The sequence below is a fragment of the Pantoea dispersa genome (assembly GCF_014155765.1).
GTDB lineage: Bacteria > Pseudomonadota > Gammaproteobacteria > Enterobacterales > Enterobacteriaceae > Pantoea > Pantoea dispersa.
Genome location: NZ_SCKT01000010.1, coordinates 1 through 26,206, shown reverse-complemented (window position 1 = coordinate 26,206; position 26,206 = coordinate 1). Strand labels below are relative to the sequence as shown.

Here is a 26,206-nt window from a genome sequence, read left to right as displayed (position 1 = left end):
ACTTGTGCGACTTTTTTCGATCTGGCTCGCAGATGTGGCGCGGCTTAACTCTCGGTGGGGTCGATATCCAGCGTCCATTTGACTTTGCGCGCGGTGGGCAGGGTGGTGACCAGCGGCAGTGAACTGCTCAGCAACTGCTGCAGCCGCTTGCGTGACGGATGCTGTAGCAGCAGTTGCCAGCGCCAGCGTCCGCTGCGCTTCGGTGCCAGCGCCGGCACCGGCCCCATCAGCCACATCGCCTCATCTTTGAGCGGGCTGGCTTCCAGCAGGTTACGCAGCTGCGTAAGGAACTCCGCCGCCTGCGCGTTATCCAGATCTTCAGCGCGAAACAGTGCGTGGCTGGTCCACGGCGGCAGCTGCACTGACTGGCGCTCCAGCAGCGTCTGATCGGTAAACGCAAAATAGCCGCGATGCAGCAGCGTTTGCAGCAGTGGATGTTCCGGATGGTGCGTCTGTAGTAACACTTCGCCCTGCTTACCGGCGCGGCCGGCGCGGCCGGCGACCTGCGTGTAGAGCTGGGCAAAACGCTCGGCGGCACGGAAATCGGCGGAAAACAGCGCGCCATCGACATCCAGCAGCGATACCAGCGTCACGTCCGGGAAGTGATGGCCTTTGGCCAGCATCTGCGTGCCGACCAGAATGCGCGCCCCGCCGCGATGCACATCGGCCAGATGCTGCTCCAGCGCGCCTTTGCGGCTGGTGGTGTCGCGATCGATGCGCGACACCGGTACGCCAGGAAACAGCGTGCTGAGCTGCTGCTCCAGCTGTTCCGTGCCCACGCCGACCGGCAGCAGATGGGTGGAACCGCAGCCCGGACACTGATGCGGCAGCGGACGCTGGCTGTCGCAGTGGTGACAGCGCAACTGACGATGCTGCTGATGCAGCGTGTAATAACTGTCGCAAAGCTGGCACTCCGCCAGCCAGCCGCAGTCGTGGCACATCAGCGCCGGCGAAAAGCCGCGGCGATTGAGAAACAGCAGAACCTGATTATCCGCCTGCAGGTGCTGGCGCATCTTGCCCAGCAGCGCCGGCGCAAGACCGCCTTTCAGTTGCTGTCCCTTGAGATCGATTAGCTGCTGCAGCGCCGGTTTGGCGTTACCGGCACGTTTGGTCAGGTTGAGCTGGCGATATTTACCGACACGCACGTTGTGCAGCGTCTCCAGCGCCGGCGTCGCCGATCCCATCACAATCGGCACATCTTCTTCGTGAGCGCGGAATACCGCCAGATCGCGCGCCTGGTAGCGCCAGCCCTCCTGCTGTTTGTAGGAGCTGTCGTGTTCTTCATCAATGATGATCACGCCCGGCCGCGCCAGCGGTGTGAACAGCGCGGATCGTGTGCCGATAACAATGGCGGTCTCGCCGCTGCGCGCGCGCAGCCATACCGCCAGACGCTCGCTGTCATTGAGCGCCGAGTGCAGCACATCAATCGGCGCATCGAAGCGTTCACGGAAACGAGCGATGGTTTGCGGCGTCAGGCCAATTTCCGGCACCAGCACCAGCGCCTGTTTACCGCGCGCCAGCACATTCTCCAGCACGCTGAGATAGACCTCGGTTTTACCCGATCCGGTAATGCCTGCCAGCAGCCACGCGGCGTAATGTTCATCCTCGCTGCGAATGGCGCCCACCGCCATCGCCTGATCGGTATTCAGCCGCAGCCGTTCACCTTTCACCGCGAAACTGGCGCGCCAGTCGTGCTGCTGTGGCGCATGTTCGCGCAGGTCGCACAGGCCTTTGGCACGCAATGCCTGCAGCGCGGCATCGGTAAAATCCTGCTCGCCGATCTGATGCCGATACAGCGGCCGCTGACGCAACGCCGCCAGCGCCTGCTGCTGTTTCGGCGCGCGCTTCAGGCTTTCCAGCGCCACTTCGCGCCCGGCTTCGTTCACCACCCACTGCCACAGCGGCGCTTCCTGGGCCGGTTTGCCCTGACGCAGCAGCACCGGCAGCGCATGGCTGAGCACTTCGCCGAGTGGAGAGTGATAGTAACCGGCGGCCCAGTTGAGGATGCGCCACAGCGCCGGCGAAAACAGCGAGCGGTCGTCGAGCAACGCATCAATCTGTTTCAGCTGGGCAAGGGGGAGATCGCTGGTGGCGCGTGTGCTAACCACGATGCCCGTCATTTTCCGGTTGCCGAACGGTACGTTCACGCGCGCGCCGGCCACCGGCTGCGGCGCATCGGCGGGCAGCAGGTAGTCAAACAGGCGAGGCAGCGGAACGGGCAGGGCAACCTGAACAACGGGCATGTCGATCTCTATCCGGTTCTGTAAAAAGGAGAAGTAGTGTACACGCTGGCGTCACCCCCGTCATACTTCAGCGCGCGGCGGCGCTGGCCGCAGGCGTTTACCCGGAGTGACAGAGCACGGCGCATTGCGCGGATTTGATCAATGCGCTCATTTTCTGTATACTATACCGCCTTTGATGAGATGACTCGTCAAAGATACACCATTTATTAACCGCGTGTGGTGCTGTGCAGGTTCGCCTGGCACGGAGAGCGACACGGCCTTTTATGAGGTTCTCCCATGAAACAAGGTATTCACCCGAAATACGAAGCTGTGACCATCACCTGCTCTTGCGGCAACGTGATCAACACCCGTTCAACCATGACTGGTACCCTGAACCTGGACGTGTGCGGCAAATGCCACCCGTTCTACACCGGTAAGCAGCGTGTTGTTGACTCTGGTGGTCGTGTTGATCGCTTCAACAAGCGTTTCAGCATCCCAGGCAGCAAGAAATAAGATTATTTGCCGGCGAATCTTCACGATTCGGTTGCAAGAAAAAACCCAGCCTCGGCTGGGTTTTTTTATTTCTGGCCTCAGTATTCCCAGCTGTCGGGATCGATGCCCATCTCACGCATAATCTGTTTTGCTTCTTCCGGAATCTCGTCGCTGCGCTCTTTACGCAGATCAACATCATTCGGCAGCGGTTGCCCGGTGAAGGCATGCAAAAAGGCTTCGCACAGCAGTTCGCTGTTGGTGGCGTGACGCAGATTGTTCACCTGACGGCGGGTACGCTCATCCGTTAAAATCTTCAGCACTTTCAGCGGGATAGAAACTGTAATCTTCTTAACCTGCTCGCTCTTCTTACCGTGTTCAGCGTAAGGGCTGATATATTCGCCGTTCCATTCAGCCATGGGTTACCTTAATCAATAAAAAGTTGAATATGGGGAAATCCGTTGATTATGCCCGATTTTTCGATGCCTGACCGCTTAAACTGCCGGTTTTATGCTTACACATCGCGTTTTACAAGAAAGCGCGCTGAACACCAGGCGATGACGCGTAATTTTAGCGGGTATTGCGGCTTTGCTCAATCTATACGCAAAGACATTTAGATGTCCAGATGTATTGACGTCCAGTTGCGGAATGTTATTCTGTTGCCACTTTTTTATTACACTTCAGGAACAGTAAGCACCATGACGCGTAAACAGGCAACCATCGCAGTACGCAGCGGTTTGAATGATGACGAGCAATATGGCTGCGTTGTCCCACCGATTCACCTCTCCAGCACCTATAACTTCCTCGATTTCAACGAGCCGCGCGCGCATGACTATTCACGCCGTGGTAACCCGACGCGCGATGTGGTCCAGCGCGCGCTGGCTGAGCTGGAAGGGGGCGCGGGCGCGGTGCTGACCAACACCGGGATGTCGGCGATTCATCTGGTGACGACGGTGTTCCTGAAGCCAGGCGATCTGCTGGTGGCGCCGCACGACTGCTACGGCGGCAGCTATCGTCTGTTTGACAGCCTGAGCAAGCGCGGCGCTTACCGCGTGAAGTTTGTCGATCAGGGCGATGAAGCGGCGCTGGCGGCGGCGCTGGCGGAAAAACCAAAGCTGGTGCTGGTCGAAAGCCCGAGCAATCCGCTGCTGCGCGTGGTGGACATTGCGGCCATCTGCGCCGCCGCGCGTGCTGCCGGTGCGGTGAGCGTCGTGGACAACACCTTCCTCAGCCCGGCGCTGCAGAACCCGCTGGCGCTGGGTGCCGATCTGGTGATCCACTCCTGCACCAAATACCTGAACGGTCACTCGGACGTGGTGGCCGGTGCGGTTATCGCTAAAGATCCGGCGCTGGTCACGGAACTCGCCTGGTGGGCGAATAACATTGGCGTCACCGGCGCGGCGTTTGACAGCTACCTGCTGCTGCGCGGCCTGCGCACGCTGGCACCGCGCATGGCGGCGGCGCAGCGTAACGCACTGGCGATTGTTGATTACCTGAAGCAACAACCGCTGGTGAAAAAGCTGTATCATCCGTCTCTGCCAGAGAACGCCGGCCACCAGTTTGCCGCGCGTCAGCAGCGCGGTTTTGGCGCCATGCTCAGTTTTGAACTCGACGCCGATGAGGCGCGGCTGCGCCGCTTCCTGAAGGCGCTGCAGCTGTTTACGCTGGCGGAGTCGCTGGGCGGCGTGGAAAGTCTGATTTCGCACACCGCCACCATGACGCACGCCGGCATGTCGGCGGACGCGCGTGCCGCAGCGGGCATTTCCGACTCGCTGCTGCGTATTTCTGTCGGAATTGAAGATCACGAAGATTTAATCGCCGACCTGGATAATGCATTCAGGATCGCAGCCGAGGGGTAACCATGACGATTTCAGCAGGCGCGGGAACGCCGATCAAGCAGTTGCATAAATTTGGTGGCAGTAGCCTGGCCGACGCGCGCTGTTATCAGCGCGTCGCCGGTATCATGGCCGATTACAGCCAGCCGGGCGACTTAATGGTGGTCTCTGCCGCAGGCAGCACCACTAACCAGCTGATCAGCTGGCTCAAGCTGAGCCAGAGCGATCGCTTATCGGCCCATCAGGTGCAACAGGCGTTACGCCGTTTTCACAGCGAGCTGATCGCTGCACTGCTGCCTGCTGAATATGCAGAAACCCTGACCGCAGCCTTCATCCGCGATCTTGAACGCCTGGCGGCGCTGCTCGACGGCGCCATCACCGATGCGGTGTACGCCGAAGTGGTTGGCCACGGCGAAATCTGGTCGGCGCGCCTGATGGCGGCGGTGCTCAGCCAGCGCGATATCGAAGCGGCGTGGCTGGACGCACGCGACTTCCTGCGTGCCGAACGTGCGGCACAGCCGCAGGTAGATGAAGGCAAATCCTGGCCGCTGCTGCAGGCGCTGCTGGCGCAGCATCCGCATAAGCGTCTGGTGGTGACGGGTTTTATCAGCCGCAGCGAAGCGGGCGAAACCGTGCTGCTCGGCCGTAACGGCTCTGACTACTCGGCAACGCAGATTGGCGCGCTGGCGGGCGTGAACCGCGTCACCATCTGGAGCGACGTGGCTGGCGTTTACAGCGCGGACCCGCGCAAGGTCTCTGATGCCTGCCTGCTGCCGCTGCTGCGGCTGGATGAGGCCAGCGAGCTGGCCCGACTGGCGGCGCCGGTGCTGCACACGCGTACGCTGCAGCCGGTCTCCAACAGCGACATCGATTTACAGCTGCGCTGCAGCTATCAGCCGGAGCAGGGCTCAACGCGCATTGAGCGCGTGCTGGCGTCCGGCACCGGCGCGCGCATTGTCACCAGCCACGACGATGTCTGCCTGGTTGAGATTCAGATTCCTGATAGCCACGATTTTGCCACCCAGCAGAAAGAGATCGATCTGCTGCTGAAGCGCGCGCAGCTGCGTCCGCTGGCGATGGGTATCCATCCGGATCGTCGCCTGCTGCAGCTGTGTTACACCTCGGAAGTGGTCAACAGCGCCTTTAACCTGCTGCAGGACGCGGCGCTGCCCGGTCATCTGCAACTGCGTGACGGTCTGGCGCTGGTGGCGCTGGTCGGGGCTGGCGTGACGCGTAATCCGCTGCACAGCCATCGCTTCTGGCAGCAGATCAAAGACCAGCCGGTCGAATTCGTCTGGCAGTCAGAAGATCACATCAGCCTGGTGGCGGTGCTGCGCGTCGGCCCGACCCAGCATCTGATTCAGGGACTGCACCAGTCGTTGTTCCGCGCCGAGAAGCGCATCGGCCTGATTCTGTTCGGCAAAGGCAATATCGGCTCACGCTGGCTGGAGCTGTTCGCGCGCGAGCAGGAGACGCTGTCGGCGCGTACCGGGTTTGAATTTGTGCTGGCGGGCGTGGCGGACAGTAGCCGCAGCCTGCTGAGCTACGACGGCCTCGACGCCAGCCGGGCGCTGGCCTTCTTTGATGATGAAGCCGAAGGGCGCGACGAAGAGTCGCTGTTCCTGTGGATGCGCGCGCACCCGTTTGACGATCTGGTGGTGCTCGACGTCACCGCCAGTGATTCGCTGGCGCAGCAGTATCACGATTTTGCCAGCCACGGCTTCCACGTCATCAGCGCCAACAAAGTGGCCGGCGCTGCCAGCGGCCAGAGCTGGCGTCAGGTACGCGATGCCTTCGCCAAAACTGGTCGCCACTGGCTGTATAACGCGACCGTGGGTGCCGGACTGCCGGTCAATCACACGGTGCGCGACCTGCGCGAAAGCGGCGACAGCATTCTGGCGATCAGCGGTATCTTCTCCGGCACGCTGTCGTGGCTGTTCCTGCAGTTTGACGGCACGGTGCCGTTCAGCGAGCTGGTCGATCAGGCGTGGCAGCAGGGCTTAACCGAGCCCGACCCGCGCGTCGATCTCTCCGGTCAGGATGTGATGCGCAAACTGGTGATTCTGGCGCGCGAAGCCGGTTACGACATCGAACCGGATCAGGTGCGGGTTGAATCGCTGGTGCCGTCACAGTGCGAGGGCGAATCCATCGACCACTTCTTCGAAAACGCCGACGAGCTGAACGAGCAGATGCTGCAGCGCTTCGAAGCCGCACAGGAGATGGGGCTGGTGCTGCGCTACGTGGCGCGTTTCGATGCCAACGGTAAAGCGCGCGTCGGCGTGGAAGCAGTGCGTCCGGAACATCCGCTGGCGGCGCTGCTGCCGTGCGATAACGTGTTTGCCATTGAAAGCCGCTGGTATCGCGACAATCCGCTGGTGATCCGCGGGCCGGGTGCCGGCCGGGATGTCACCGCCGGTGCGCTCCAGTCTGATATCAATCGTCTCGCCCAACTGTTGTAAACCTGCTGCGCAGACGGCGTCCGCTGTCTGCGTTTTTCCCTCTGCTTCCCCGTCAGGTGAATCCCTTTCACTTTGGTTGAATATTTGTCACGCCCGGCAAGCAATTTTATGTTGACGCTAAGCTGAAGATCGTTCATTTTGTGCATCTGGACGTCTAAACGTATGGATGTTCGCGGTTCGCAAATTAATCGATATGTGATGATGAGGTAACAGGATGAGTTTCTTTCATGCCAATCAGCGCGAAGCGCTGAACCAGAGCCTGGCTGAGCTGAACGGGCAAATTAATGTCTCTTTTGAGTTTTTCCCGCCCCGCACCAGCGAAATGGAAACAACCCTGTGGAACTCCATCGACCGCCTGAGCAGCCTGAAACCCAAATTCGTCTCGGTCACTTACGGAGCCAACTCCGGCGAGCGCGACCGCACTCACAGCATCATCAAAGGCATTAAAGAGCGCACCGGACTGGAAGCGGCACCGCATCTCACCTGTATTGATGCGACGCGCGATGAACTGCGCGCCATTGCGCGAGACTACTGGAATAACGGCATTCGCCATATCGTGGCGCTGCGCGGCGATTTACCACCGGGTGGCGGCAAACCAGACATGTACGGCAGCGATCTGGTGTCGCTGCTGAAAGAAGTCGGTGATTTCGACATCTCGGTAGCGGCCTATCCCGAAGTGCATCCGGAAGCGAAGAGTGCGCAGGCGGATCTGATCAACCTGAAGCGAAAAATTGATGCCGGCGCCAGTCGCGCGATTACACAGTTTTTCTTCGACGTGGAGAGCTATCTGCGCTTTCGCGATCGCTGCGTGGCTACCGGTATCGACGTGGAGATCGTGCCGGGCATTCTGCCGGTCTCCAACTTTAAACAGCTGCAGCGTTTCGCCACCATGACCAACGTGCGCGTACCGGGCTGGATGAACGCCATGTTTGACGGGCTGGATGATGATGCGGAGACGCGCAAAATGGTCGGTGCCAACATCGCCATGGACATGGTGAAAATCCTGTCGCGCGAAGGGGTGAAGGACTTTCACTTCTACACGCTGAACCGCGCCGAGATGAGCTACGCCATCTGCCACACGCTGGGTGTTCGCCCGACGCTGGCGGCATAAGCGTGAAAGGATAAAAAAGAGAAGGGGGCCTCAGGGCCCCCTTCTTGCTGTGATGCGTGATGCGCCGCCAGCCGTTAGCCGGTGTTACGCATGCCGGCCGCGACGCCGGCGATAGTGACCATCAGCGCCTGTTCTACGCGCGCATCAGGTTCATCGCCGCGCTCTTCCTGCGCACGCGCACGCTGCAGCAGTTCCGCCTGCAGCACGTTGAGCGGATCGGTGTAGACGTTACGCAGCGCGATGGACTCGGCGATCCACGGCTGGTCCGCCATCAGATGCGCATCATTCGCGATGGTCAGCACCGCTTTGATGTCGGCATCGAGCTGATCGCGCAGCTGTTTGCCGAGCGGCCACAGCGATTTATCCACCAGACGCTGATCGTAATACTCCGCCAGCCACAGGTCAGCCTTCGAGAACACCATCTCCAGCATGCCGAGGCGCGTGGCGAAGAACGGCCATTCGCTGCACATGGTTTCCAGCTGATCCTGATGGCCTTCGTCCATCGCTTTCTGCAGCGCCGCGCCGGCACCCAGCCACGCGGGCAGCATCAGGCGGTTCTGCGTCCAGGCGAAGATCCACGGAATGGCGCGCAGCGACTCAACGCCGCCGGTCGGACGCCGTTTCGCCGGGCGCGATCCGAGCGGCAGTTTGCCCAGCTCCTGCTCTGGCGTCGCCGAGCGGAAGTAGGGAACGAAATCCGGATTTTCACGCACGTAGCCGCGGTACATGGCGCACGAATAGGCTGACAGGCCGTTCATGATCTCCTGCCATTCGCGTTTTGGTTCTGGCGGTGGCAGCAGGTTGGCTTCCAGAATCGCCCCGGTGTAAAGCGACAGGCTGGCGATGGTGACTTCCGGCAGGCCATATTTGAAGCGGATCATTTCGCCCTGTTCGGTCACGCGCAGGCCGCCTTTCAGGCTGCCCGGCGGCTGTGACAGCAGGGCTGCATGCGCCGGTGCGCCACCGCGGCCAATCGAACCGCCGCGTCCGTGGAACAGCGTCAGGGTAATGCCGGCTTTATCGCAGGTTTTAATTAGCGCATCCTGGGCCTGATACTGCGCCCAGCTGGCTGCCATCACGCCGGCATCTTTTGCCGAGTCGGAATAGCCGATCATCACCATCTGCTTGCCGTTGATGAAGCCGCGATACCAGTCGATATTCAGCAGCTGGCTCATCACGTCATTGGCGTTGTTGAGGTCGTCGAGGGTTTCAAACAGCGGCGCCACCGGCATTGCGTAAGGGATGCCGGCCTCTTTCAGCAGCAGGTGCACCGCCAGCACGTCAGACGGCGTTTTGGCCATCGAAATCACATAGGCGGCAATCGAGCCCTGCGGCGCTTCTGCCGCCACTTTGCAGGTATCCAGCACTTCACGCGTGTTGTCGCTGGGCTCCCACTGCCGCGGCAGCAGCGGCCGCTTGGAATTCAGTTCACGGATCAGGAACGCCTGCTTATCGGCTTCTGACCAGCTTTCATAGTCGCCCAGTCCGAGATAGCGCGTCACTTCGGCAATCGCTTCGGTGTGGCGGGTGCTCTCCTGACGGATATCGATGCGCACCAGCGGCACGCCGAAGCACTTCACGCGGCGCAGCGTATCCAGCAGCTGGCCGTTGGCGATAATGCCCATGCCGCACTGCTGCAGCGACTGGTAAATAGCAAACAGTGGCTGCCACAGCTGATCGTTTGAAACCAGCAGATCGGCCGGACGCGGCAGGCGCTCACCCTTCAGACGGCGCTCCAGATAGCTCTGGGTGCTCATCAGCTGGCTGCGGATACGCTTCAGAATCACACGATACGGCTCCAGCGCCTCCGCATCGCCACACAGTTCGCGCACTTCGTCGCTGCACTCGGACATCGACAGCTCGGACACCAGCACGCCGATGTCGCGCAGGAACAGGTCGGCGGCTTTCCAGCGGCTTAGCTGCATCACGTGGCGGGTAATCGGTGCGGTGACGTTCGGGTTACCGTCACGGTCGCCGCCCATCCACGAGGTAAATTTGATTGGCACAAAATCCACCGGCAGCTGGATGCCGAAGCTCTCTTCCACCTGCTGGTTTAGCTCGCGCAGAAACGCCGGCACGCCTTCCCACAGGCTGTTCTCCACCACCGCGAAGCCCCATTTGGCTTCATCTACCGGCGTCGGGCGATATTTACGGATCTCATCGGTGTGCCACGCCTGCGCTACCAGCTGACGCAGACGGCGCATAACCTGGTTGCGTTCGTAGTCGGTGATGTCACTGTGGTCGAGCTGCTGCAGACAGCTGTTCACTTCGCCCAGCTTGTGGATCAGCGTGCGGCGGGTAATTTCGGTCGGGTGAGCGGTGAGCACCAGCTCCAGCGACAGCTCCTCAATCGCCTGGCGGATGGCCGGCTCGCTGAGATCGCTCTGCTGCTTCAGGCGCTCGAAGGTCTTTTTCAGCAGCTCCGGATGGTTAGCGCCGTCGCCGCTGCGCGAAATGGTTTGATACTGCTCTGCCACGTTGGTGAGGTTAAGGAACTGGCTGAACGCGCGTGCCACCGGCAACAGCTCGTCGTTAGACAGGTTTTGCAGCGTGGAGAGCAGTTCCTTACGATGAGTGTCATTTCCTGCACGGGATGACTTAGAGAGCTTGCGGATGGTCTCCACCCGATCGAGGATGTTCTCTCCCAGTGCATCCTTTATCGTATCCCCGAGCAGTTTGCCGAGCATACTGACATTACTTCGCATTGCGGAATATTGTTCGTTCATGTGACCCTGACACCCTTATCGTCTTAAATATAAAACCTCTATACCCAACGGGCATAACATCGTCTTTTATCTAGCCACGGTTCTTCCTGTTCGTCAATTGACTTAAATTGCCGGTATCGTGCTGCTAACTATCGGAAATTCATCGAATTTAATTGACAGGAGGTGGGATAAGTTATTCTTATTATCAAATCCCGGATAATGACGGGGCAATTTGCTGATTTCGCAGTGAAATGCCCCATCTTTTAATCATCAATGGCAAAAATGCTGCACAACCTGAGTGATAAGCGCATGAGTCGGCTTAATAAATGCGGTATCAATAAACTCGTCTGGCTGATGCGCCTGATTGATGGATCCAGGCCCTAACACCAGCGTCGGGCACAACTGCTGAATAAACGGCGCTTCGGTGCAGTAATTCACCACTTCTGTCGGCACCCCCAGCAGCTTCTCCACCACTTTGACCAGTTCATGATCGGCCGGGCATTCGTAACCGGGAATCGGCGGATGCAGCTCACCCACAGTCAGACGGCCTGGCCAGCGCGCGCTCACCGGTGCCAGCGCTTCATTGAGTAAACCGTCGAGATCGCTCAGCGTCAGTCCCGGCAGCGGACGAATATCCATATGCAGCTCACAGCAGGCGCAGATGCGGTTCGCCGCGTCGCCGCCATGGATATGGCCAAAGTTCATGGTCGGATATGGAATGGCGAAGCCGTCATGGTGATAGCGCTCTTTCAGCGTATTACGCAGCTGCATCAGCTGAGTAATGGATTCATGCATCAGCTCGATCGCGTTCACGCCGCGCGCCGGATCGCTGGAATGACCGGACTGACCCTGAATGCGGATGGCGTGCGACAGGTGGCCTTTGTGGGCGCGCACCGGTTTCAGCGACGTCGGTTCGCCGATGATGGCGCAGTCCGGCCGCAGCTGGGTCGATTCAGAAAAGTATTTCGCGCCGGCCATCGTGGTCTCTTCATCGGCGGTGGCGAGGATGTACAGCGGTTTGCTGAGCTTCGTCACGTCAACGTCACGCAGCGCATCAAGAATAAAGGCAAAGAAGCCTTTCATGTCGGCGGTGCCTAAGCCGTACAGCTTGTTGTCGTGTTCGGTCAGGGTGAAGGGATCGCGCGTCCAGCGGCCATCGTCGTACGGCACGGTGTCGGTATGGCCCGCCAGCAGCAGGCCACCTGCGCCGCTGCCGCTGCGCGCCAGCAGGTTGAATTTATGGCGCGTACCCGGCACCGGCTGGACTTCCACGCTGAAGCCGAGATCGCGGAACCAGCCCGCCAGCAAATTGATTAAAGTTTCATTGCTCTGATCCAGCGCGCTGTCGGTGGCGCTGATCGACGGTGTTGCAATCAGCTGGCGGTAGAGTTCGATAAAAGGTGGAATTTTTGTCTTCACTGTTGACGGTCCCTGGGTTAGGATGTATCAATATTAATGCATTAATAGTGAATAAAAATACATTAACGTCGTCTGCATGTGAACTGAAAAAAGCTGCAAACGGCATCGTGGGCAACGGGGCAATGCCGCGACCCGATACGTGTGACTGTAATAAGGTATACAGCCTGATGTTGAATACGCTGATCGTTGGTGCCAGTGGTTATGCTGGCGTAGAGCTTGCCACCTACCTGAATCGCCACCCGCATATGAACATAACCGCTTTGGCGGTTTCAGCGCAAAGCCCGGATGCCGGAAAGTTACTCTCCGATCTCCATCCGCAGCTGAAAGGCAGGGTCGATTTGCCATTGCAGCCGCTGGGTGATGCCGCAGAGTGGGCCGGCAAGGTCGATGTGGTGTTCCTCGCCACCGCACACGAAGTCAGCCACGATCTGGCCCCGGAATTCCTGAAAGCCGGCTGCGTGGTGTTCGACCTCTCAGGTGCGTTCCGCGTTAACGACGACGGCTTTTATCAACAGTATTACGGTTTCAGCCATCAGCACCAGGCGTGGCTCGACAAAGCCGTTTACGGCCTGGCCGAATGGAACCACGCGCAGATTAAAGACGCGCAGCTGGTGGCGGTGCCGGGTTGCTATCCGACCGCCGCGCAGCTGGCGCTTAAGCCGCTGATTAAGGCTGGCCTGCTTAATCCGGCTCAGTGGCCGGTCATCAATGCCACCAGTGGCGTCAGCGGTGCCGGGCGTAAAGCCAGCGTCACCACCAGCTTCTGTGAAGTCAGCCTGCAGCCGTACGGCCTTTTCAATCACCGTCACCATCCGGAGATTGTGGCCCATCTCGGCACGCCGGTGATCTTCACGCCGCATCTCGGTAATTTCCCGCGCGGCATTCTGGAAACCATCACCTGTCGTCTGAACGCCGGCGTGAGCCAGCAGGATGTGGCGGCGGCGTTCCACAGCGCTTACCACGACAAACCGCTGGTGCGGCTGTACGACAAAGGCGTACCGGCGCTGAAAGGGGTGGTTGGCCTGCCGTTCTGCGATATCGGCTTTGCCGTGCAGGGCGAGCACCTGATTGTTGTCGCAGCGGAAGACAACCTGCTGAAAGGTGCCTCCTCACAGGCGGTGCAGTGTCTCAATATTCGTTTCGGCTTCCCCGAAACGCTGTCTCTGATTTAACGGACGGATAACCTGACCATGAGCAATCCTCTGATCATTAAGCTGGGCGGCGTACTGCTGGATAGCGAAGAAGCGCTGGCGCGTCTGTTTGATGCCCTGCTGGCGTACCGCACGCAGTATCAGCGTCCGCTGATCATCGTCCACGGCGGTGGCTGCCTGGTGGACGAGCTGATGAAGAAACTGGCGCTGCCGGTGAAAAAGAAGAACGGTTTGCGCGTGACGCCAGCCGATCAGATCGACATTATTACCGGTGCGCTGGCCGGCACCGCCAACAAAACGCTGCTGGCATGGGCGAAGAAGTACGGCATTGGCGCAGTGGGTTTATGCCTCGGCGATGCCGGCCTGGTGAACGTGGCACAGTTCGATGAGGAGCTGGGGCATGTCGGCAACGCCACGCCGGGTAATTCGCAGCTGATCAATACGCTGCTGGATGCAGGCTATATGCCGGTGATCAGCTCGATTGGCATTACCGACGGCGGCGAACTGATGAACGTCAACGCCGACCAGGCCGCGACCGCGCTGGCGGCGACAATCGGTGCCGATCTGGTGCTGCTGTCGGACGTCAGCGGTATTCTCGACGGCAAAGGTCAGCGCATCGCCGAGATGACTGCAGCCAAAGCCGAGCAGCTGATTGCCCAGGGCATTATTACCGATGGCATGATTGTGAAAGTGCATGCGGCGCTCGACGCGGCGCGTACGCTGGGCCGCCCGGTGGATATCGCCAGCTGGCGTCATGCTGAACAGCTGCCAACCCTTTTCAACGGCGTGTCGATTGGCACCCGGATTCTCGCATAATCAAGGATTACGACATGAGCACGCAAAACATCAAAAAAATCGTTCTGGCTTACTCGGGCGGTCTGGATACCTCGGCCATCATTCCCTGGCTGAAAGAGAACTACGGTGGTTGTGAAGTGGTGGCTTTCGTGGCCAACATTGGTCAGGATCCGGCCGATCTGGAAGGTGTAGAGAAGAAAGCGCTGCAGTCGGGCGCGTCTGAGTGCCACGTGGTCGATCTGCGTGAAGAGTTTATCAGCGAATACGTTTACCCGGTGCTGCAGACCGGTGCGCTGTACGAAGGCACCTATCTGCTGGGCACCTCAATGGCGCGTCCTATCATCGCCAAAGCGCAGGTTGAGCTGGCGCTGAAAGTGGGCGCAGATGCGCTGTGCCACGGCGCAACCGGTAAAGGCAACGATCAGGTGCGTTTCGAAACCACCTATACCGCGCTGGCACCGCAGCTTAAAGTGGTGGCGCCATGGCGTGAGTGGAACCTGCGTTCGCGTGAAGCGCTGCTGGATTACCTGAAAGAGCGCAATATCCCGACCACCGCGTCGCTGGAAAAAATCTACAGCCGTGATGAGAACGCCTGGCACATCTCGACCGAAGGTGGCGTGCTGGAGAGCCCGTGGAACGCGCCAAACAAAGATTGCTGGGTGTGGACCGTCGATCCGCTGGAAGCGCCGGATCAGCCAGAAAACGTCACCGTCAGCGTGGAAAAAGGCCAGGTTGTGGCGGTGAACGGTGAGAAACTGAGCCCGTTCCAGTGTCTGGAAAAACTCAATGCGCTGGGAGCGAAACACGGCGTGGGCCGGATTGATATCGTGGAAAACCGTCTGGTGGGCATCAAATCACGCGGCTGCTACGAAACCCCGGGCGGCACCATCATGGTCAACGCGCTGCGTGCGGTTGAGCAGCTGGTACTGGATCGCGACAGCTTCAAATGGCGTGAACAGCTGGGTCAGGAGATGTCTTACGTGGTGTATGACGGCCGCTGGTTCGCACCGCTGCGTCAGTCAATCCAGGCCGCTGCCGCATCGCTGGCAGAGCTGGTGAACGGTGAAGTGGTACTGCAGCTGTATAAAGGCCAGGCCACGGCGATCCAGAAAAAATCGGCGAACAGCCTGTACTCAGAAGAGTTTGCCACCTTCGGCGAAGACGAAGTGTACGATCACCGTCACGCGGGCGGCTTTATCCGTCTGTTCTCGCTCTCTTCACGCATTCGCGCGCTGAACGAGCAGAAGAAGTAACACCGCGGCAGGCGACATATTTTGCAGGGGCGGCTTCGGGCCGCCCTTTGTTTAACAGATTCAGGAGCAAGCAGATGGCACTTTGGGGCGGACGTTTTTCGCAGGCGGCAGATCAACGGTTTAAACAGTTCAACGACTCACTGCGGTTTGACTACCGCCTGGCGGAGCAGGACATCATCGGTTCGGTGGCCTGGTCAAAAGCGCTGGTAACGGTAAACGTGCTGAGCAGTGAAGAGCAGCAGCAGCTGGAAGCCGCGCTGAATGCGCTGCTGGAAGAGGTTCGCGCCAACCCGCAGCAGATTCTGCAGAGCGATGCCGAGGATATTCACAGCTGGGTGGAAGGCAAGCTGATCGACAAAGTCGGCGCGCTGGGCAAAAAGCTGCACACCGGGCGCAGCCGTAACGACCAGGTGGCGACCGATCTCAAACTGTGGTGTAAAACGCAGGTGGCACTGCTGCTGGAAGCCACGCGCGAGCTGCAGTCAGCGCTGGTGGCCACGGCTGAGGCCAATCAGGATGCCGTGATGCCGGGCTACACCCACCTGCAGCGGGCGCAGCCGGTGACGTTTGCCCACTGGTGTCTGGCCTACGTTGAGATGCTGGCGCGCGACGAGAGCCGTCTGCAGGATACGCTGAAGCGGCTGGATGTCAGCCCGCTGGGCTGCGGCGCGCTGGCCGGTACTGCTTATGAGATTGACCGTGAGCAGCTGGCCGGCTGGCTCGGCTTCGCCTCTGCCACGCGTAACAGCCTGGATACCGTGTCCGACCGCGATCACGTGCTGGAGCTGCTGTCTGATGCCTCTATTGGCATGGTGCACCTGTCGCGCTTCGCTGAAGACATGATCTTCTTCAACACCGGTGAAGCCGGCTTTATTGAGCTGTCCGATAAAGTGACGTCGGGCTCATCGCTGATGCCGCAGAAGAAAAATCCGGACGCGCTGGAGCTGATCCGCGGCAAGTGCGGTCGCGTGCAGGGCGCACTGACCGGCATGATGATGACGCTGAAAGGGCTGCCGCTGGCGTACAACAAAGATATGCAGGAAGACAAAGAAGGGCTGTTCGATGCGCTCGATACCTGGCTTGACTGCCTGCATATGTCAGCGCTGGTGCTGGACGGCATTCAGGTGAAGCGTCCGCGCTGTCAGGAAGCCGCCGAGCAGGGTTACGCTAACTCGACCGAACTGGCCGATTATCTGGTAGCCAAAGGCGTGCCGTTCCGCGAAGCGCACCACATTGTCGGCGAAACCGTGGTGGAAGCGATCAAACAAGGCGTCGCGCTGGAAGCATTAAGTCTGGCGCAGCTTAAGCAGTTTAGCGCGGCGATCGGGGAAGATGTTTATCCGGTGCTGTCGCTGCAGTCTTGTCTCGATAAGCGTAACGCGCGCGGCGGCGTGGCACCACAGCAGGTGGCGCTGGCGATCGGCGAAGCGAAGCAGCGCTTAAACCTGGCGTAATGCGCGCCAGGAAATTTCTTTCGTAAAAAAGAGACAATTCTTGATCGGCCTGGCGTGAAGAGTTCTTAAAGTGTGCTCGCAGTTAATTTGGAGAACATAAATGAGCACTTCACGCTTTGGCTACCCTTTCTTTCCTCTGGAGCCGGCCGTTGAAAACCAGGTTCCTGTCACCTTCGATTCCGCCTCGGTGAATGACGGCGGTTTTATTGTCGATGGCGAAATCACCCGCGATACGCGCCCTGCGCTGAACGGCTATGCCGGCCGTGGCGTCACGCTTGAGTGTTACCATCACGGCGAGTTAGTGGGCAGCACGCTCAGCGATGCTCAGACCGGCTACTTCAGTTTTACGCTGCCTGCCGCGCTGGCGGGCGGGAGTCATCAGTTCGTGGCACAGGTGGCGGCAATGCCGCAGAGCGCCAGCGCGCCTTTCACGCTGATCGTCGAAGACGCCGGTTTTGTGCCGGTCACGCTAACCGCCATGCACAGCGGCACGCAGTTTATCTGGCCGGAAGAGAGCACCACGCAAACCCAGCCGACCTTTTCCGGTAAAGGCCAGCCCGGCAGCCGGGTTGAGCTGTTTGATAACGATGAGCCGCTCGGCAGCACGCTGGTCGATAGCGATCACAAATGGACCTTTACGCCGTCTCATGCGCTGGCCGCTGGCGAGCATCAGATCGTGGTGACATGCGGCGCAGGGAATGTCAGTGCGCCGGTCAGCCTGATCGTTGCGGATGATATTACGGGAGATGTGGCCCGGCCGGAGGCACTCAGCGGCCTGCATCTGCACGACCTGCTGGCCAGCGTGCCGGTTAACCTGTTCCAGGACGCGGAGCTTAACCCGGCCACGCAGCAGTATGAGCTGGTGCTGAATAATGACGATCTGCAGCAGGAGCTGACGCAGTCCGGTATCGTCGGCCACTCCCTGGTGCTAACGGAGCAGGATTTGCAGCAGTTGCTGGGTGATGTGCCACTGTGATGCAGAGGCAAAAAAAAAGCGGGCTTTAAGTAGCCCGCCAACCTCTAGCTTCGGAATTACATATAGTTATAGGCACATCATCAAAGGGCTGGCACTCCCGGCCAACTCAGTGATTTCGTGAGCAGGTTGCAGGTGCTGCTCCAGATTGTTGTTGTTGCGTGTCTGCGTTAGCCGCTTTAACAATCTGTGGTCTTAATCAGATGGCCGGTATTATTCCTGTTCACCGCTTGATAGGGCTAATCGTTCATTGCTATTCTATCTATCGCCACGGGCTATCGTGGTTTGGAGGCTATCAATGAACATTCGTGATCTGGAATATCTGGTTTCGCTGGCGGAACATCGCCACTTTCGTCGTGCCGCTGATGCCTGTCATGTCAGCCAGCCGACCCTGAGCGGGCAGATTCGCAAGCTGGAAGATGAACTGGGTGTGATGCTGCTGGAACGGACCAGCCGTAAGGTGCTGTTTACTCAGGCTGGACTGCTGCTGGTGGATCAGGCGCGAACCGTGCTGCGTGAAGTGAAGGTACTGAAGGAGATGGCCAGCCAGCAGGGCGAAACCATGTCCGGGCCGCTGCACATTGGTCTGATTCCGACCACCGGTCCCTATCTGCTGCCGCATATTATTCCGATGCTGCATCAGACCTTCCCGAAACTCGAGATGTATCTGCACGAGGCGCAAACGCAGCAGCTGCTGGCGCAGCTCGACAGCGGTAAGCTCGACTGCGCGATTCTGGCGCTGGTAAAAGAGAGCGAAGCTTTTATTGAAGTGCCGCTGTTTGATGAGCCGATGAAGCTGGCGATCTACCAGGATCACCCGTGGCACGATCGCGATCGCGTGCCGATGTCGGATTTGGCCGGTGAGAAACTGCTGATGCTGGAAGATGGTCACTGTCTGCGCGATCAGGCGATGGGCTTCTGCTTCGAAGCCGGCGCTGATGAAGATACCCATTTCCGCGCGACCAGTCTGGAAACGCTGCGCAACATGGTAGCAGCCGGCAGCGGTATTACTTTGCTGCCGTCGCTAGCGGTGCCGAATGAGCGCGTACGTGATGGCGTGTGCTATCTGCCGTGTTACAAACCGGTGCCGCAGCGCACCATCGCGCTGGTGTATCGTCCGGGATCGCCTCTGCGCAGCCGCTATGAGCAGCTGGCAGAAGCAATTAAAACCCACATGCAGGGTTACCTGGACCGTTCGTTAAAACAGGCGGTTTAAGCCGTTTAACGCCGCCACGCGGTAGGCTTCGGCCATGGTGGGGTAGTTGAAGGTGGTGTTCACGAAATACTCAATCGTGTTACCGCCGTTCTTCTGCTCCATGATGGCCTGGCCGATGTGAATGATCTCCGCCGCACGCTCGCCAAAGCAGTGAATACCCAGAATCTCTTTGGTTTCGCGGTGGAACAGGATCTTCAGGCTGCCGACGTGCATGCCGACAATCTGCGCGCGCGCCAGATGCTTAAACTGTGCACGGCCCACTTCATACGGCACTTTCATCGCCGTCAGCTGCTGTTCGGTTTTGCCGACGGAGCTGATTTCCGGAATGGTGTAAATCCCGGTCGGGATATCTTCAATCAGGTGTGCGGTGGCTTCCCCTTTGATGATCGCCTGCGCGGCAATGCGGCCCTGATCGTAAGCGGCAGAGGCCAGGCTCGGGTAGCCAATCACGTCGCCCACCGCATAGATATGCGGCTGTGCGGTCTGATACATGCTGTTCACTTTCAGCAGTCCACGGCCATCGGCTTCCAGCCCGACGTTTTCCAGCGCCAGTGAATCGGTATTACCGGTACGGCCGTTAGCGTACAGCAGGCAATCGGCTTTGACCTTTTTGCCGGACTTGAGGTGCATGATGACGCCATCGCTGACACCTTCAATCTTCTCAAACTCTTCGTTGTGACGAATCACCACGCCGCTGTTCCAGAAGTGATAAGAGAGCGAATCAGACATCTCCTGATCGAGGAACGCCAGCAGGCGATCGCGGGTGTTGATCAGGTCAACCTTGACGTTAAGACCGCGGAAAATCGACGCGTATTCACAGCCAATCACGCCCGCACCATAAATGATGACGTGGCCGGGTTCATGATGCAGGTTGAGGATGGAGTCGGAGTCGTAAATGCGCGGGTGGGTAAAATCGACGTCCGCCGGGTGATACGGGCGGGAACCACAGGCGATGACAAACTTCTCTGCGGTTAAGCGCTCGCGCGTGCCGTCTGGCTGTTCCACTTCGATGGTGTTGGCATCAACAAAATGGGCGTCGCCCTGATAAAGCTCACAGCGGTTACGCTCGTAAAAGCCCTGACGCATGGCAGTCTGCTGGCTGATGACGTTCTCAGTATGATTCAGAATGTCGGCGAACGAGGAGCGCAGGAGTCGGGTGTGATCGCTATAAAGAGGGTTTTGATTGAACTCGATGATACGGCTGACAGCGTGACGCAGAGCTTTGGAAGGGATGGTTCCCCAGTGAGTACAACCGCCGCCGATGTTGTGGTAGCGTTCGATCACTGCAATGCGCGCTCCCTGCTTCACCAGCCCCATCGCCGCACCTTCGCCGCCCGGACCGGAGCCAATCACAATGGCATCGTAATCGTAAGACTTTTGCATACCAGTACGTCCTATGTTTCTATACATTTTTACAACGAGATTCTAACATCTCGCCGCGCACATCTGAATTCTAACAGCGTAAATTGGCAAAGTTTGACAATCAGTGAGGTTAACAGGCGGTCACAAACTTTGCGCCGCTGTACGCTGAAAAGTTTGTTATAGTGCCTGCCTGATTACTCACAAGGCCGGGAAAATGGGCGTTCGAGCGCAACAAAAAGAACGTACACGACGTTCACTGATTGAAGCGGCATTCAGTCAGTTAAGTGCAGAAAGGAGTTTTGCCAGCCTGAGTTTACGCGAAGTGGCGCGCGAAGCCGGCATTGCACCGACCTCGTTTTACCGTCACTTTCGCGATGTGGATGAGCTCGGCCTGACGATGGTCGATGAAAGTGGCCTGATGCTGCGCCAGCTGATGCGCCAGGCGCGCCAGCGCATTGCCAAAGGCGGCAGCATCATTAAAACCTCGGTCGCCACGTTTATGGAGTTCATCGGGAACAATCCCAACGCTTTTCGTCTCTTACTACGCGAGCGCTCCGGCACCTCAGCGGCTTTTCGTGCGGCGGTCGCGCGGGAGATTCAGCACTTTATCGCTGAACTGGCCGACTACCTTGAGCTGGAAAACCGCATGCCGCGCAGCTTTACCGAAGCGCAGGCGGAAGCGATGGTGACGATTGTGTTCAGCGCCGGCGCGGAAGCGCTGGATGTGGATATCGAACAGCGGCGCAAACTGGAAGAGCGTCTGGTGCTGCAGCTGCGAATGATCGCCAAAGGCGCGTATTACTGGTATCGCCGGGAGCAAGAGCGCCTGGCGGTTACCCTGGAAACCCCCGAAGAGTAATGTGATAAGGATAATGAAATGATTGAGCAAAACCCTCGCGATAAAGGAACGCTGTTACTGGCTTTTATCACCGGTTTAGCTATCAACGGCTCCTTTTCGGTGCTGTTCAGCACCTTTGTTCCCTTTTCGATTTTCCCGCTGATCGCCCTTGGCCTTGCCGCGTGGTGTCTGCATCAGCGCTATCTCAACCGCAATATGCCGGACGGCATGCCTTCGCTGGCGGCGGCATTTTTTCTGCTGGGGATCCTGGTGTACAGCGCGCTGGTGCGTGCCGAATATCCGGATATCGGGTCTAACTTCATCCCGACCATTCTGATGGTGGCGCTGGTGTTCTGGATCGCCATGCGCTTCCGCCGCAGCAAGAACAAGCACTGAAAACAATCACGGGAACCGCAGGGTTCCCGTTTTTTTAGGCTTTTCGCGTCAGTAACACACCGCATTCCATATGGTGGGTGTAAGGGAACTGGTCAAACAGCGCCAGCCGCGTGATGTTATGCGTGGCACTCAGTACGCTGAGGTTGTCGCACAGCGTCTGCGGATTACAGGAAATATAGATAATACGCGGATAGGCCTGTACCATCTTCACCGTCTCGTCATCCAGCCCGCTGCGCGGCGGATCGACAAAGATGGTCTCGCACTGATAGCTATTGAGATCGATGCCTTCCAGACGGTTAAAGCTGCGCACGCCGTTCATCGCCTGGGTAAACTCTTCGGCTGCCATACGAATAATTTGCACGTTGTCGATGTGGTTGGCCGCGATGTTGTACTGCGCCGAAGCCACCGACGGTTTGGCGATTTCCGTCGCCAGTACGCGGCGGAAGTTACGCGCCAGCGCCAGCGAAAAATTGCCATTACCACAGTACAGCTCCAGCAGATCGCCGCGCGAATCTTGCGTCACGTCCAGCGCCCACTCCAGCATCTGAATATTCATCGCCGCATTCGGCTGAGTGAAGCTGTTCTCCACCTGACGATAGATCATCTCCTGGCCGGCTACCGGCAGGCGCTCATCGACGTAATCGCGATCGAGGCAGATTTTGGTTTTCGTGGCACGGCCAATCAGCTGCACATCAAACCCTTCTGCACGCAGACTATCGCGCAGCGCAGTCGCGGCTTCGGTCCAGTCGGCTTCCAGCTTGCGGTGATACAGCAGCGAGATCACGATCTGGTTGCTGAGGGTGGAGAGATAATCGATCTGGAACAGTTTGAAACGCAGCGCACGATTATCGCGGATCGCGGCGATCAACTTTGGCATCAGCGTATTGATCAACTGGCTGGCCGCCGGAAACTGATCGACGCGGATACGCTGTTTGGTCTCTTGATCGAAGATGATGTGATAAAGATCGTCACCGTCGTGCCAGATGCGGAATTCGGCGCGCATACGATAGTGGCTGACCGGCGAGCGGAACACCTCCACGTCGGGCGCTGCGTAGGGGGCCATCATCGCCTGTAAGCGGCTGACTTTTTCCGCCAGTTGCGCGTCGTATTGTTCTATCGGGAGTTGTTCGGGTGTCATCTTCAATCCTGGTGTTAAGCCTGCCTGCCGGGCGATTGTAGGCATTCACCTGCTGATGTCCAGTCCCGGACAGTGCAGGAAGGCTGGCAGTCTGGATTTCCGGCCTTCTTAAACGTAGACTGCGGCTGCCGGCCTCCTTGAGTTAAAAGGGAATCCAGTGTGAATCTGGAGCTGACGCGCAGCGGTAAAAGAATGTCGTGGTGATCGCAATTGCAGACACTGTCCTGGCGGATGGGAAGTCTTCACCACTTATGATTCCCAGCCCGAAGACCTGCCGGTGTGACGTCGCAACTTCTGAGATCATCGCGTGCTATCGATCCCGGACCTGCGGCATCCTGCTTCGTCTTTTGGATGCTATAACAATGAAAACAACACACGCTTCGCTGTTTGCCTTTAGTGCAACGGCGTTGTCACTCTGGGCGCAATCTGGCTACGCGCAGCAGAATGATGATACGCAAATCGTTACCGCTAACCGGTTTTTGCAGCCGGTTTCCTCCGTTCTCGCGCCGACGACAGTCGTGACCCGCGACGATATCGATCGCTGGCAGGCGAAAAGCCTGACGGACGTCATGCGTCGCCTGCCTGGCGTGGACATCGCGCAGAACGGTGGCCTCGGCCAGTTGAGCTCGCTGTTTGTGCGCGGTACCAACTCCAGCCACGTACTTATACTCATCGACGGTATCCGGCTAAACCAGGCGGGTGTGTCCGGATCGTCCGATTTAAGCCAGATTCCGCTTTCTCTGGTCCAGCGCATCGAATATGTGCGCGGTGCGCGCTCGGCGGTGTATGGCTCCGATGCAATTGGCGGCGTGGTGAACATCATCACCGGTCGTGATAAGCCGGGCACGACGCTGAGCGCGGGCGTGGGCTCGAAAGGCTATCAAAACTATGAAGGTTCTACCCAGCAGCAGCTGGGGGCAGCCACGAAGCTGACCATGGCGGGCAACTACACCTACACGCGCGGCTATGATGTGGTGGCAAACCTGCCGGATGTGTATGGCGATCCGGCGCAGAAAGATCGCGATGGCTTCATGAATAAGACGCTGTATGGCGCGCTGGAGCACCAGTTCAGTGACGGGCTGAGCGGCTTTGTCCGTGGCTACGGTTTTGACAACCGCACGGCCTACGACGGCACCTACAGCTACGATAACAGTTTCAACATCAACGGATTAAACGATACCCGTCAGCTCTACAGCCAGACCTGGGACAGCGGCCTGCGTTACAGCAACGACATTTATTCGACGCAGCTGATCGCCAGCTACAGCCGCAGCAAAGACTATAATTATGATCCGCGTACAGGCCGCTACGGCCCGTCGACCACACTGGATGACAGCAAGCAGTACAATGTGCAGTGGGGCAATACGTTGCAGGTGGCGCAGGGCAGCGTAAGCGCGGGCGTGGACTGGCAGAAACAGACCACGGAACCCGGCACCGCTTACGTGGCTGACAGTACTGAGCTGCGTAACACCGGCATTTATGCCACCACCCAGCAGCAACTGGGCAGCGTAACGCTGGAAGGCGCGGTACGCGGTGACGACAACAGCCAGTTTGGCTGGCACGGCACCTGGCAGGGCGGGGCGTCATGGGCGTTTGTTGATGGCTATAGCGTGTTTGCCAATTACGCGACGGCGTATAAAGCGCCTCGTCTCGGCCAGTTGTATGGTTCTTATGGCAACAGCGACCTGAAGCCGGAAGAGAGTAAACAGTGGGAAGCGGGCTTCTCTGGCCTGACCGGGCCGGTAAACTGGCGCGTATCCGGTTATCGTAACGATATCGATAATCTGATTGATAGCGATCCCACCACCTATATCTATTACAACATCGATAAAGCGCGCATTAAGGGCGTAGAAGCCACGGCGTCGTTCGATACCGGTCCGCTTAGCCATCAGATTTCTTACGACTATGTCGATGCGCGCGATGCTGAAACCGATCAACCGCTGGTGCGCCGTGCGAAGCAGCAGGTGAAATACCAACTCGACTGGACGATTTATGAGTTTGACTGGTCACTGACCTATCATTATCTCGGCGATCGCTATGATACGGATTACAACCACGCCTTTACCCCGCAGCGCGTCAAACTGGGCGGTGTAAGTTTATGGGATCTGGCAGTTTCGTATCCGGTCACATCACAGCTCACCGTTCGTGGTAGAATTGCCAACCTGTTCGATAAAGACTACGAGACAGTGTATGGCTATCAAACTCCAGGAACGGAGTACTATCTCAGCGCCAGCTACAGCTTCTGATCTGCGCCCCACCGTGCTGGTGTTTGACTCCGGCGTCGGTGGGCTCTCCGTCTATGATGAGGTCCGGCAACTGCTGCCGGGCCTGCACTATCTCTATGCCTTCGATAATGCCGGCTTCCCTTACGGTGAAAAAAGCGAAGAGTACATTGTTGAGCGGGTCGTAGCGGTGGTGGAGGCTATCGTACAGCGCGTGCCGCTGTCATTAGTGGTCATCGCCTGTAACTCCGCCAGTACTGTATCGCTGCCAGCGTTGCGTCAGCGCTTTGAGTTCCCGGTCGTTGGCGTCGTGCCGGCGATTAAACCGGCGGCCCGTCTGACGCGTAACGGCGTGGTCGGCCTGCTGGCCACGCGCGGCACGGTGAAACGGCCTTACACCCATGAGCTGGTGGCGCAGTTTGCGCGCGAATGTAAAATCGAAATGCTGGGCTCGGCGGAACTGGTCGAACTGGCGGAAGCCAAACTGCACGGAGAAACGGTGTCGCTGGACGATGTGCGTCGCGCAGTACAACCGTGGCTGCGTATGAAAGAGCCGCCGGATACCGTGGTGCTGGGTTGTACCCATTTCCCGCTGTTACGTGAAGAGCTGCAGCAGGTGTTGCCTGATGGCACCCGGCTGGTGGATTCGGGCGCAGCCATTGCACGGCGCACTGCTTGGTTGTTAGAGCACGAAGCGCCTCAGGCGCGTTCCAGCGGACAGAATGTGGCATTTTGTACGCGTATGGATGACGAAGTGGTGCAATTATCACCGGTTTTGCAGCGTTATGGCTTCCCGCTGCTGGAAAAACTGGCGATTTGACGGGCTTTCGCCGAAAAAAACAGCACTCGAAAATTAATTTGCATTTAGCCCTTGTCAGCCCGAAAGAACTCCCTATAATGCGCCTCCACTGACACGGCACAACGGCTTACGAAGCGCCCTGTTAGTGAGGTGGCCCTTAACGGCAACCTTCAGAAAAGCAAAAATAAATGCTTGACTGAGAAAGCGGAAAGCGTAATATACGCATCCCGCGCCGCTTGAGAAATCGCGGCACTGCTCTTTAACAATTTATCAGACAATCTGTGTGGGCACTCGCAGGATTGATATCAACGTCTCCGGACGTAAAAAATATCAAGTCTTTGCTGAGTGAACACGTAATTCATTACGAAGTTT

20 protein-coding genes and 1 riboswitch are annotated in these 26,206 nt (G+C 58.4%); of the genes, 14 read left to right on the top strand and 6 right to left on the bottom strand.

Annotated elements, in window-relative coordinates:
- Positions 1-44: 44 nt before the first annotated feature.
- The gene (gene priA, locus H7K56_RS20520; RefSeq protein ID WP_150361691.1) at positions 45-2,243 is read right to left on the bottom strand and encodes a primosomal protein N'; all 2,199 of its coding nucleotides are present in this window, start codon (positions 2,241-2,243) and stop codon (positions 45-47) included.
- A 276-nt stretch (positions 2,244-2,519) separates the two neighbouring features.
- Here priA and rpmE point away from each other — a divergent pair, with 276 nt between their 5' ends.
- Complete coding sequence (rpmE, locus tag H7K56_RS20515; protein ID WP_021506837.1) at positions 2,520-2,735, top strand: 50S ribosomal protein L31; 216 nt, start codon at positions 2,520-2,522, stop codon at positions 2,733-2,735.
- A 77-nt stretch (positions 2,736-2,812) separates the two neighbouring features.
- Here rpmE and metJ read toward each other — a convergent pair whose 3' ends face one another.
- The gene (metJ, locus tag H7K56_RS20510) at positions 2,813-3,130 is read right to left on the bottom strand and encodes a met regulon transcriptional regulator MetJ (RefSeq protein WP_007885403.1); all 318 of its coding nucleotides are present in this window, start codon (positions 3,128-3,130) and stop codon (positions 2,813-2,815) included.
- 279 nt (positions 3,131-3,409) lie between these two features.
- Here metJ and metB point away from each other — a divergent pair, with 279 nt between their 5' ends.
- The 3 genes from metB (at position 3,410) to metF (ending at position 8,116) form a co-directional block, all read left to right on the top strand.
- Positions 3,410-4,570 carry a cystathionine gamma-synthase gene (gene metB, locus H7K56_RS20505; protein WP_021506836.1) on the top strand — a complete coding sequence of 387 codons (1,161 nt, stop codon included), beginning with the start codon at positions 3,410-3,412 and terminating at the stop codon, positions 4,568-4,570.
- 2 nt (positions 4,571-4,572) lie between these two features.
- Positions 4,573-7,005: a bifunctional aspartate kinase/homoserine dehydrogenase II gene (locus H7K56_RS20500; protein ID WP_150361690.1), complete on the top strand. Its 2,433-nt coding sequence runs from the start codon at positions 4,573-4,575 to the stop codon at positions 7,003-7,005.
- 214 nt (positions 7,006-7,219) lie between these two features.
- Positions 7,220-8,116, top strand: a complete 897-nt coding sequence (metF, locus tag H7K56_RS20495) for a methylenetetrahydrofolate reductase (protein ID WP_150361689.1) — start codon at positions 7,220-7,222, stop codon at positions 8,114-8,116.
- 74 nt (positions 8,117-8,190) lie between these two features.
- On the opposite strand, the gene ppc is transcribed toward metF, so the two are convergent.
- Together ppc and argE are read right to left on the bottom strand one after the other, a co-directional pair.
- Positions 8,191-10,842 (bottom strand): phosphoenolpyruvate carboxylase, encoded by a 2,652-nt coding sequence (gene ppc / locus H7K56_RS20490; RefSeq protein ID WP_031279588.1) that lies wholly within the window; start codon positions 10,840-10,842, stop codon positions 8,191-8,193.
- A gap of 249 nt (positions 10,843-11,091) precedes the next feature.
- Positions 11,092-12,240, bottom strand: a complete 1,149-nt coding sequence (argE, locus tag H7K56_RS20485; RefSeq protein ID WP_021506832.1) for an acetylornithine deacetylase — start codon at positions 12,238-12,240, stop codon at positions 11,092-11,094.
- Between the two features lie 167 nt (positions 12,241-12,407).
- Here argE and argC point away from each other — a divergent pair, with 167 nt between their 5' ends.
- The 6 genes from argC (at position 12,408) to oxyR (ending at position 19,082) form a co-directional block, all read left to right on the top strand.
- Entirely contained in the window at positions 12,408-13,412 is a 1,005-nt protein-coding gene (gene argC / locus H7K56_RS20480) for an N-acetyl-gamma-glutamyl-phosphate reductase (RefSeq protein ID WP_150361688.1), read from the top strand.
- 18 nt (positions 13,413-13,430) lie between these two features.
- Positions 13,431-14,207, top strand: a complete 777-nt coding sequence (gene argB, locus H7K56_RS20475; RefSeq protein WP_150361687.1) for an acetylglutamate kinase — start codon at positions 13,431-13,433, stop codon at positions 14,205-14,207.
- Between the two features lie 14 nt (positions 14,208-14,221).
- Positions 14,222-15,439: an argininosuccinate synthase gene (locus tag H7K56_RS20470; RefSeq protein ID WP_021506829.1), complete on the top strand. Its 1,218-nt coding sequence runs from the start codon at positions 14,222-14,224 to the stop codon at positions 15,437-15,439.
- 74 nt (positions 15,440-15,513) lie between these two features.
- Positions 15,514-16,893, top strand: coding sequence for an argininosuccinate lyase (gene argH, locus H7K56_RS20465; protein ID WP_058758137.1), 1,380 nt, complete (start codon positions 15,514-15,516; stop codon positions 16,891-16,893).
- A gap of 100 nt (positions 16,894-16,993) precedes the next feature.
- Positions 16,994-17,869: an Ig-like domain-containing protein gene (locus H7K56_RS20460; protein ID WP_150361686.1), complete on the top strand. Its 876-nt coding sequence runs from the start codon at positions 16,994-16,996 to the stop codon at positions 17,867-17,869.
- Between the two features lie 295 nt (positions 17,870-18,164).
- Positions 18,165-19,082, top strand: coding sequence for a DNA-binding transcriptional regulator OxyR (gene oxyR / locus H7K56_RS20455; protein WP_021506826.1), 918 nt, complete (start codon positions 18,165-18,167; stop codon positions 19,080-19,082).
- Here the strand turns inward: oxyR and sthA are convergent.
- Positions 19,065-20,465: a Si-specific NAD(P)(+) transhydrogenase gene (gene sthA, locus H7K56_RS20450; protein ID WP_021506825.1), complete on the bottom strand. Its 1,401-nt coding sequence runs from the start codon at positions 20,463-20,465 to the stop codon at positions 19,065-19,067. The two genes, oxyR and sthA, sit on opposite strands and share 18 nt — an antisense overlap.
- Before the next feature lie 193 nt (positions 20,466-20,658).
- On the opposite strand from sthA, the gene fabR reads away from it, so the two are divergent.
- Entirely contained in the window at positions 20,659-21,303 is a 645-nt protein-coding gene (gene fabR / locus H7K56_RS20445; RefSeq protein ID WP_031279587.1) for an HTH-type transcriptional repressor FabR, read from the top strand.
- 18 nt (positions 21,304-21,321) lie between these two features.
- The gene (locus tag H7K56_RS20440; RefSeq protein ID WP_021506823.1) at positions 21,322-21,678 is read left to right on the top strand and encodes a YijD family membrane protein; all 357 of its coding nucleotides are present in this window, start codon (positions 21,322-21,324) and stop codon (positions 21,676-21,678) included.
- Positions 21,679-21,712: 34 nt separating this feature from the next.
- Here H7K56_RS20440 and trmA read toward each other — a convergent pair whose 3' ends face one another.
- Complete coding sequence (gene trmA / locus H7K56_RS20435; RefSeq protein WP_150361685.1) at positions 21,713-22,816, bottom strand: tRNA (uridine(54)-C5)-methyltransferase TrmA; 1,104 nt, start codon at positions 22,814-22,816, stop codon at positions 21,713-21,715.
- 112 nt (positions 22,817-22,928) lie between these two features.
- Positions 22,929-23,110, top strand: a riboswitch (cobalamin riboswitch).
- A 68-nt stretch (positions 23,111-23,178) separates the two neighbouring features.
- Here trmA and btuB point away from each other — a divergent pair.
- The gene (gene btuB / locus H7K56_RS20430) at positions 23,179-25,059 is read left to right on the top strand and encodes a TonB-dependent vitamin B12 receptor BtuB (RefSeq protein ID WP_021506821.1); all 1,881 of its coding nucleotides are present in this window, start codon (positions 23,179-23,181) and stop codon (positions 25,057-25,059) included.
- Positions 25,004-25,855, top strand: a complete 852-nt coding sequence (gene murI, locus H7K56_RS20425; protein WP_132466979.1) for a glutamate racemase — start codon at positions 25,004-25,006, stop codon at positions 25,853-25,855. Before btuB ends, murI begins: the two co-directional genes overlap by 56 nt.
- Positions 25,856-26,206: the final 351 nt, after the last annotated feature.

Bases quoted from the DNA above. Each gene is read 5' to 3' on its own strand.
- H7K56_RS20500 (WP_150361690.1), top strand. From the start codon at position 4,573: ATGACGATTTCAGCAGGCGCGGGAACGCCGATCAAGCAGTTGCATAAA.
- H7K56_RS20460 (WP_150361686.1), top strand. From the start codon at position 16,994: ATGAGCACTTCACGCTTTGGCTACCCTTTCTTTCCTCTGGAGCCGGCC.
- priA (WP_150361691.1), bottom strand. From the start codon at position 2,243: ATGCCCGTTGTTCAGGTTGCCCTGCCCGTTCCGCTGCCTCGCCTGTTT.
- ppc (WP_031279588.1), bottom strand. From the start codon at position 10,842: ATGAACGAACAATATTCCGCAATGCGAAGTAATGTCAGTATGCTCGGC.
- btuB (WP_021506821.1), top strand. From the start codon at position 23,179: ATGAAAACAACACACGCTTCGCTGTTTGCCTTTAGTGCAACGGCGTTG.
- H7K56_RS20470 (WP_021506829.1), top strand. From the start codon at position 14,222: ATGAGCACGCAAAACATCAAAAAAATCGTTCTGGCTTACTCGGGCGGT.
- argC (WP_150361688.1), top strand. From the start codon at position 12,408: ATGTTGAATACGCTGATCGTTGGTGCCAGTGGTTATGCTGGCGTAGAG.
- trmA (WP_150361685.1), bottom strand. From the start codon at position 22,816: ATGACACCCGAACAACTCCCGATAGAACAATACGACGCGCAACTGGCG.
- argH (WP_058758137.1), top strand. From the start codon at position 15,514: ATGGCACTTTGGGGCGGACGTTTTTCGCAGGCGGCAGATCAACGGTTT.
- sthA (WP_021506825.1), bottom strand. From the start codon at position 20,465: ATGCAAAAGTCTTACGATTACGATGCCATTGTGATTGGCTCCGGTCCG.
- fabR (WP_031279587.1), top strand. From the start codon at position 20,659: ATGGGCGTTCGAGCGCAACAAAAAGAACGTACACGACGTTCACTGATT.
- murI (WP_132466979.1), top strand. From the start codon at position 25,004: ATGGCTATCAAACTCCAGGAACGGAGTACTATCTCAGCGCCAGCTACA.
- metF (WP_150361689.1), top strand. From the start codon at position 7,220: ATGAGTTTCTTTCATGCCAATCAGCGCGAAGCGCTGAACCAGAGCCTG.
- metB (WP_021506836.1), top strand. From the start codon at position 3,410: ATGACGCGTAAACAGGCAACCATCGCAGTACGCAGCGGTTTGAATGAT.
- H7K56_RS20440 (WP_021506823.1), top strand. From the start codon at position 21,322: ATGATTGAGCAAAACCCTCGCGATAAAGGAACGCTGTTACTGGCTTTT.
- oxyR (WP_021506826.1), top strand. From the start codon at position 18,165: ATGAACATTCGTGATCTGGAATATCTGGTTTCGCTGGCGGAACATCGC.
- rpmE (WP_021506837.1), top strand. From the start codon at position 2,520: ATGAAACAAGGTATTCACCCGAAATACGAAGCTGTGACCATCACCTGC.
- metJ (WP_007885403.1), bottom strand. From the start codon at position 3,130: ATGGCTGAATGGAACGGCGAATATATCAGCCCTTACGCTGAACACGGT.
- argB (WP_150361687.1), top strand. From the start codon at position 13,431: ATGAGCAATCCTCTGATCATTAAGCTGGGCGGCGTACTGCTGGATAGC.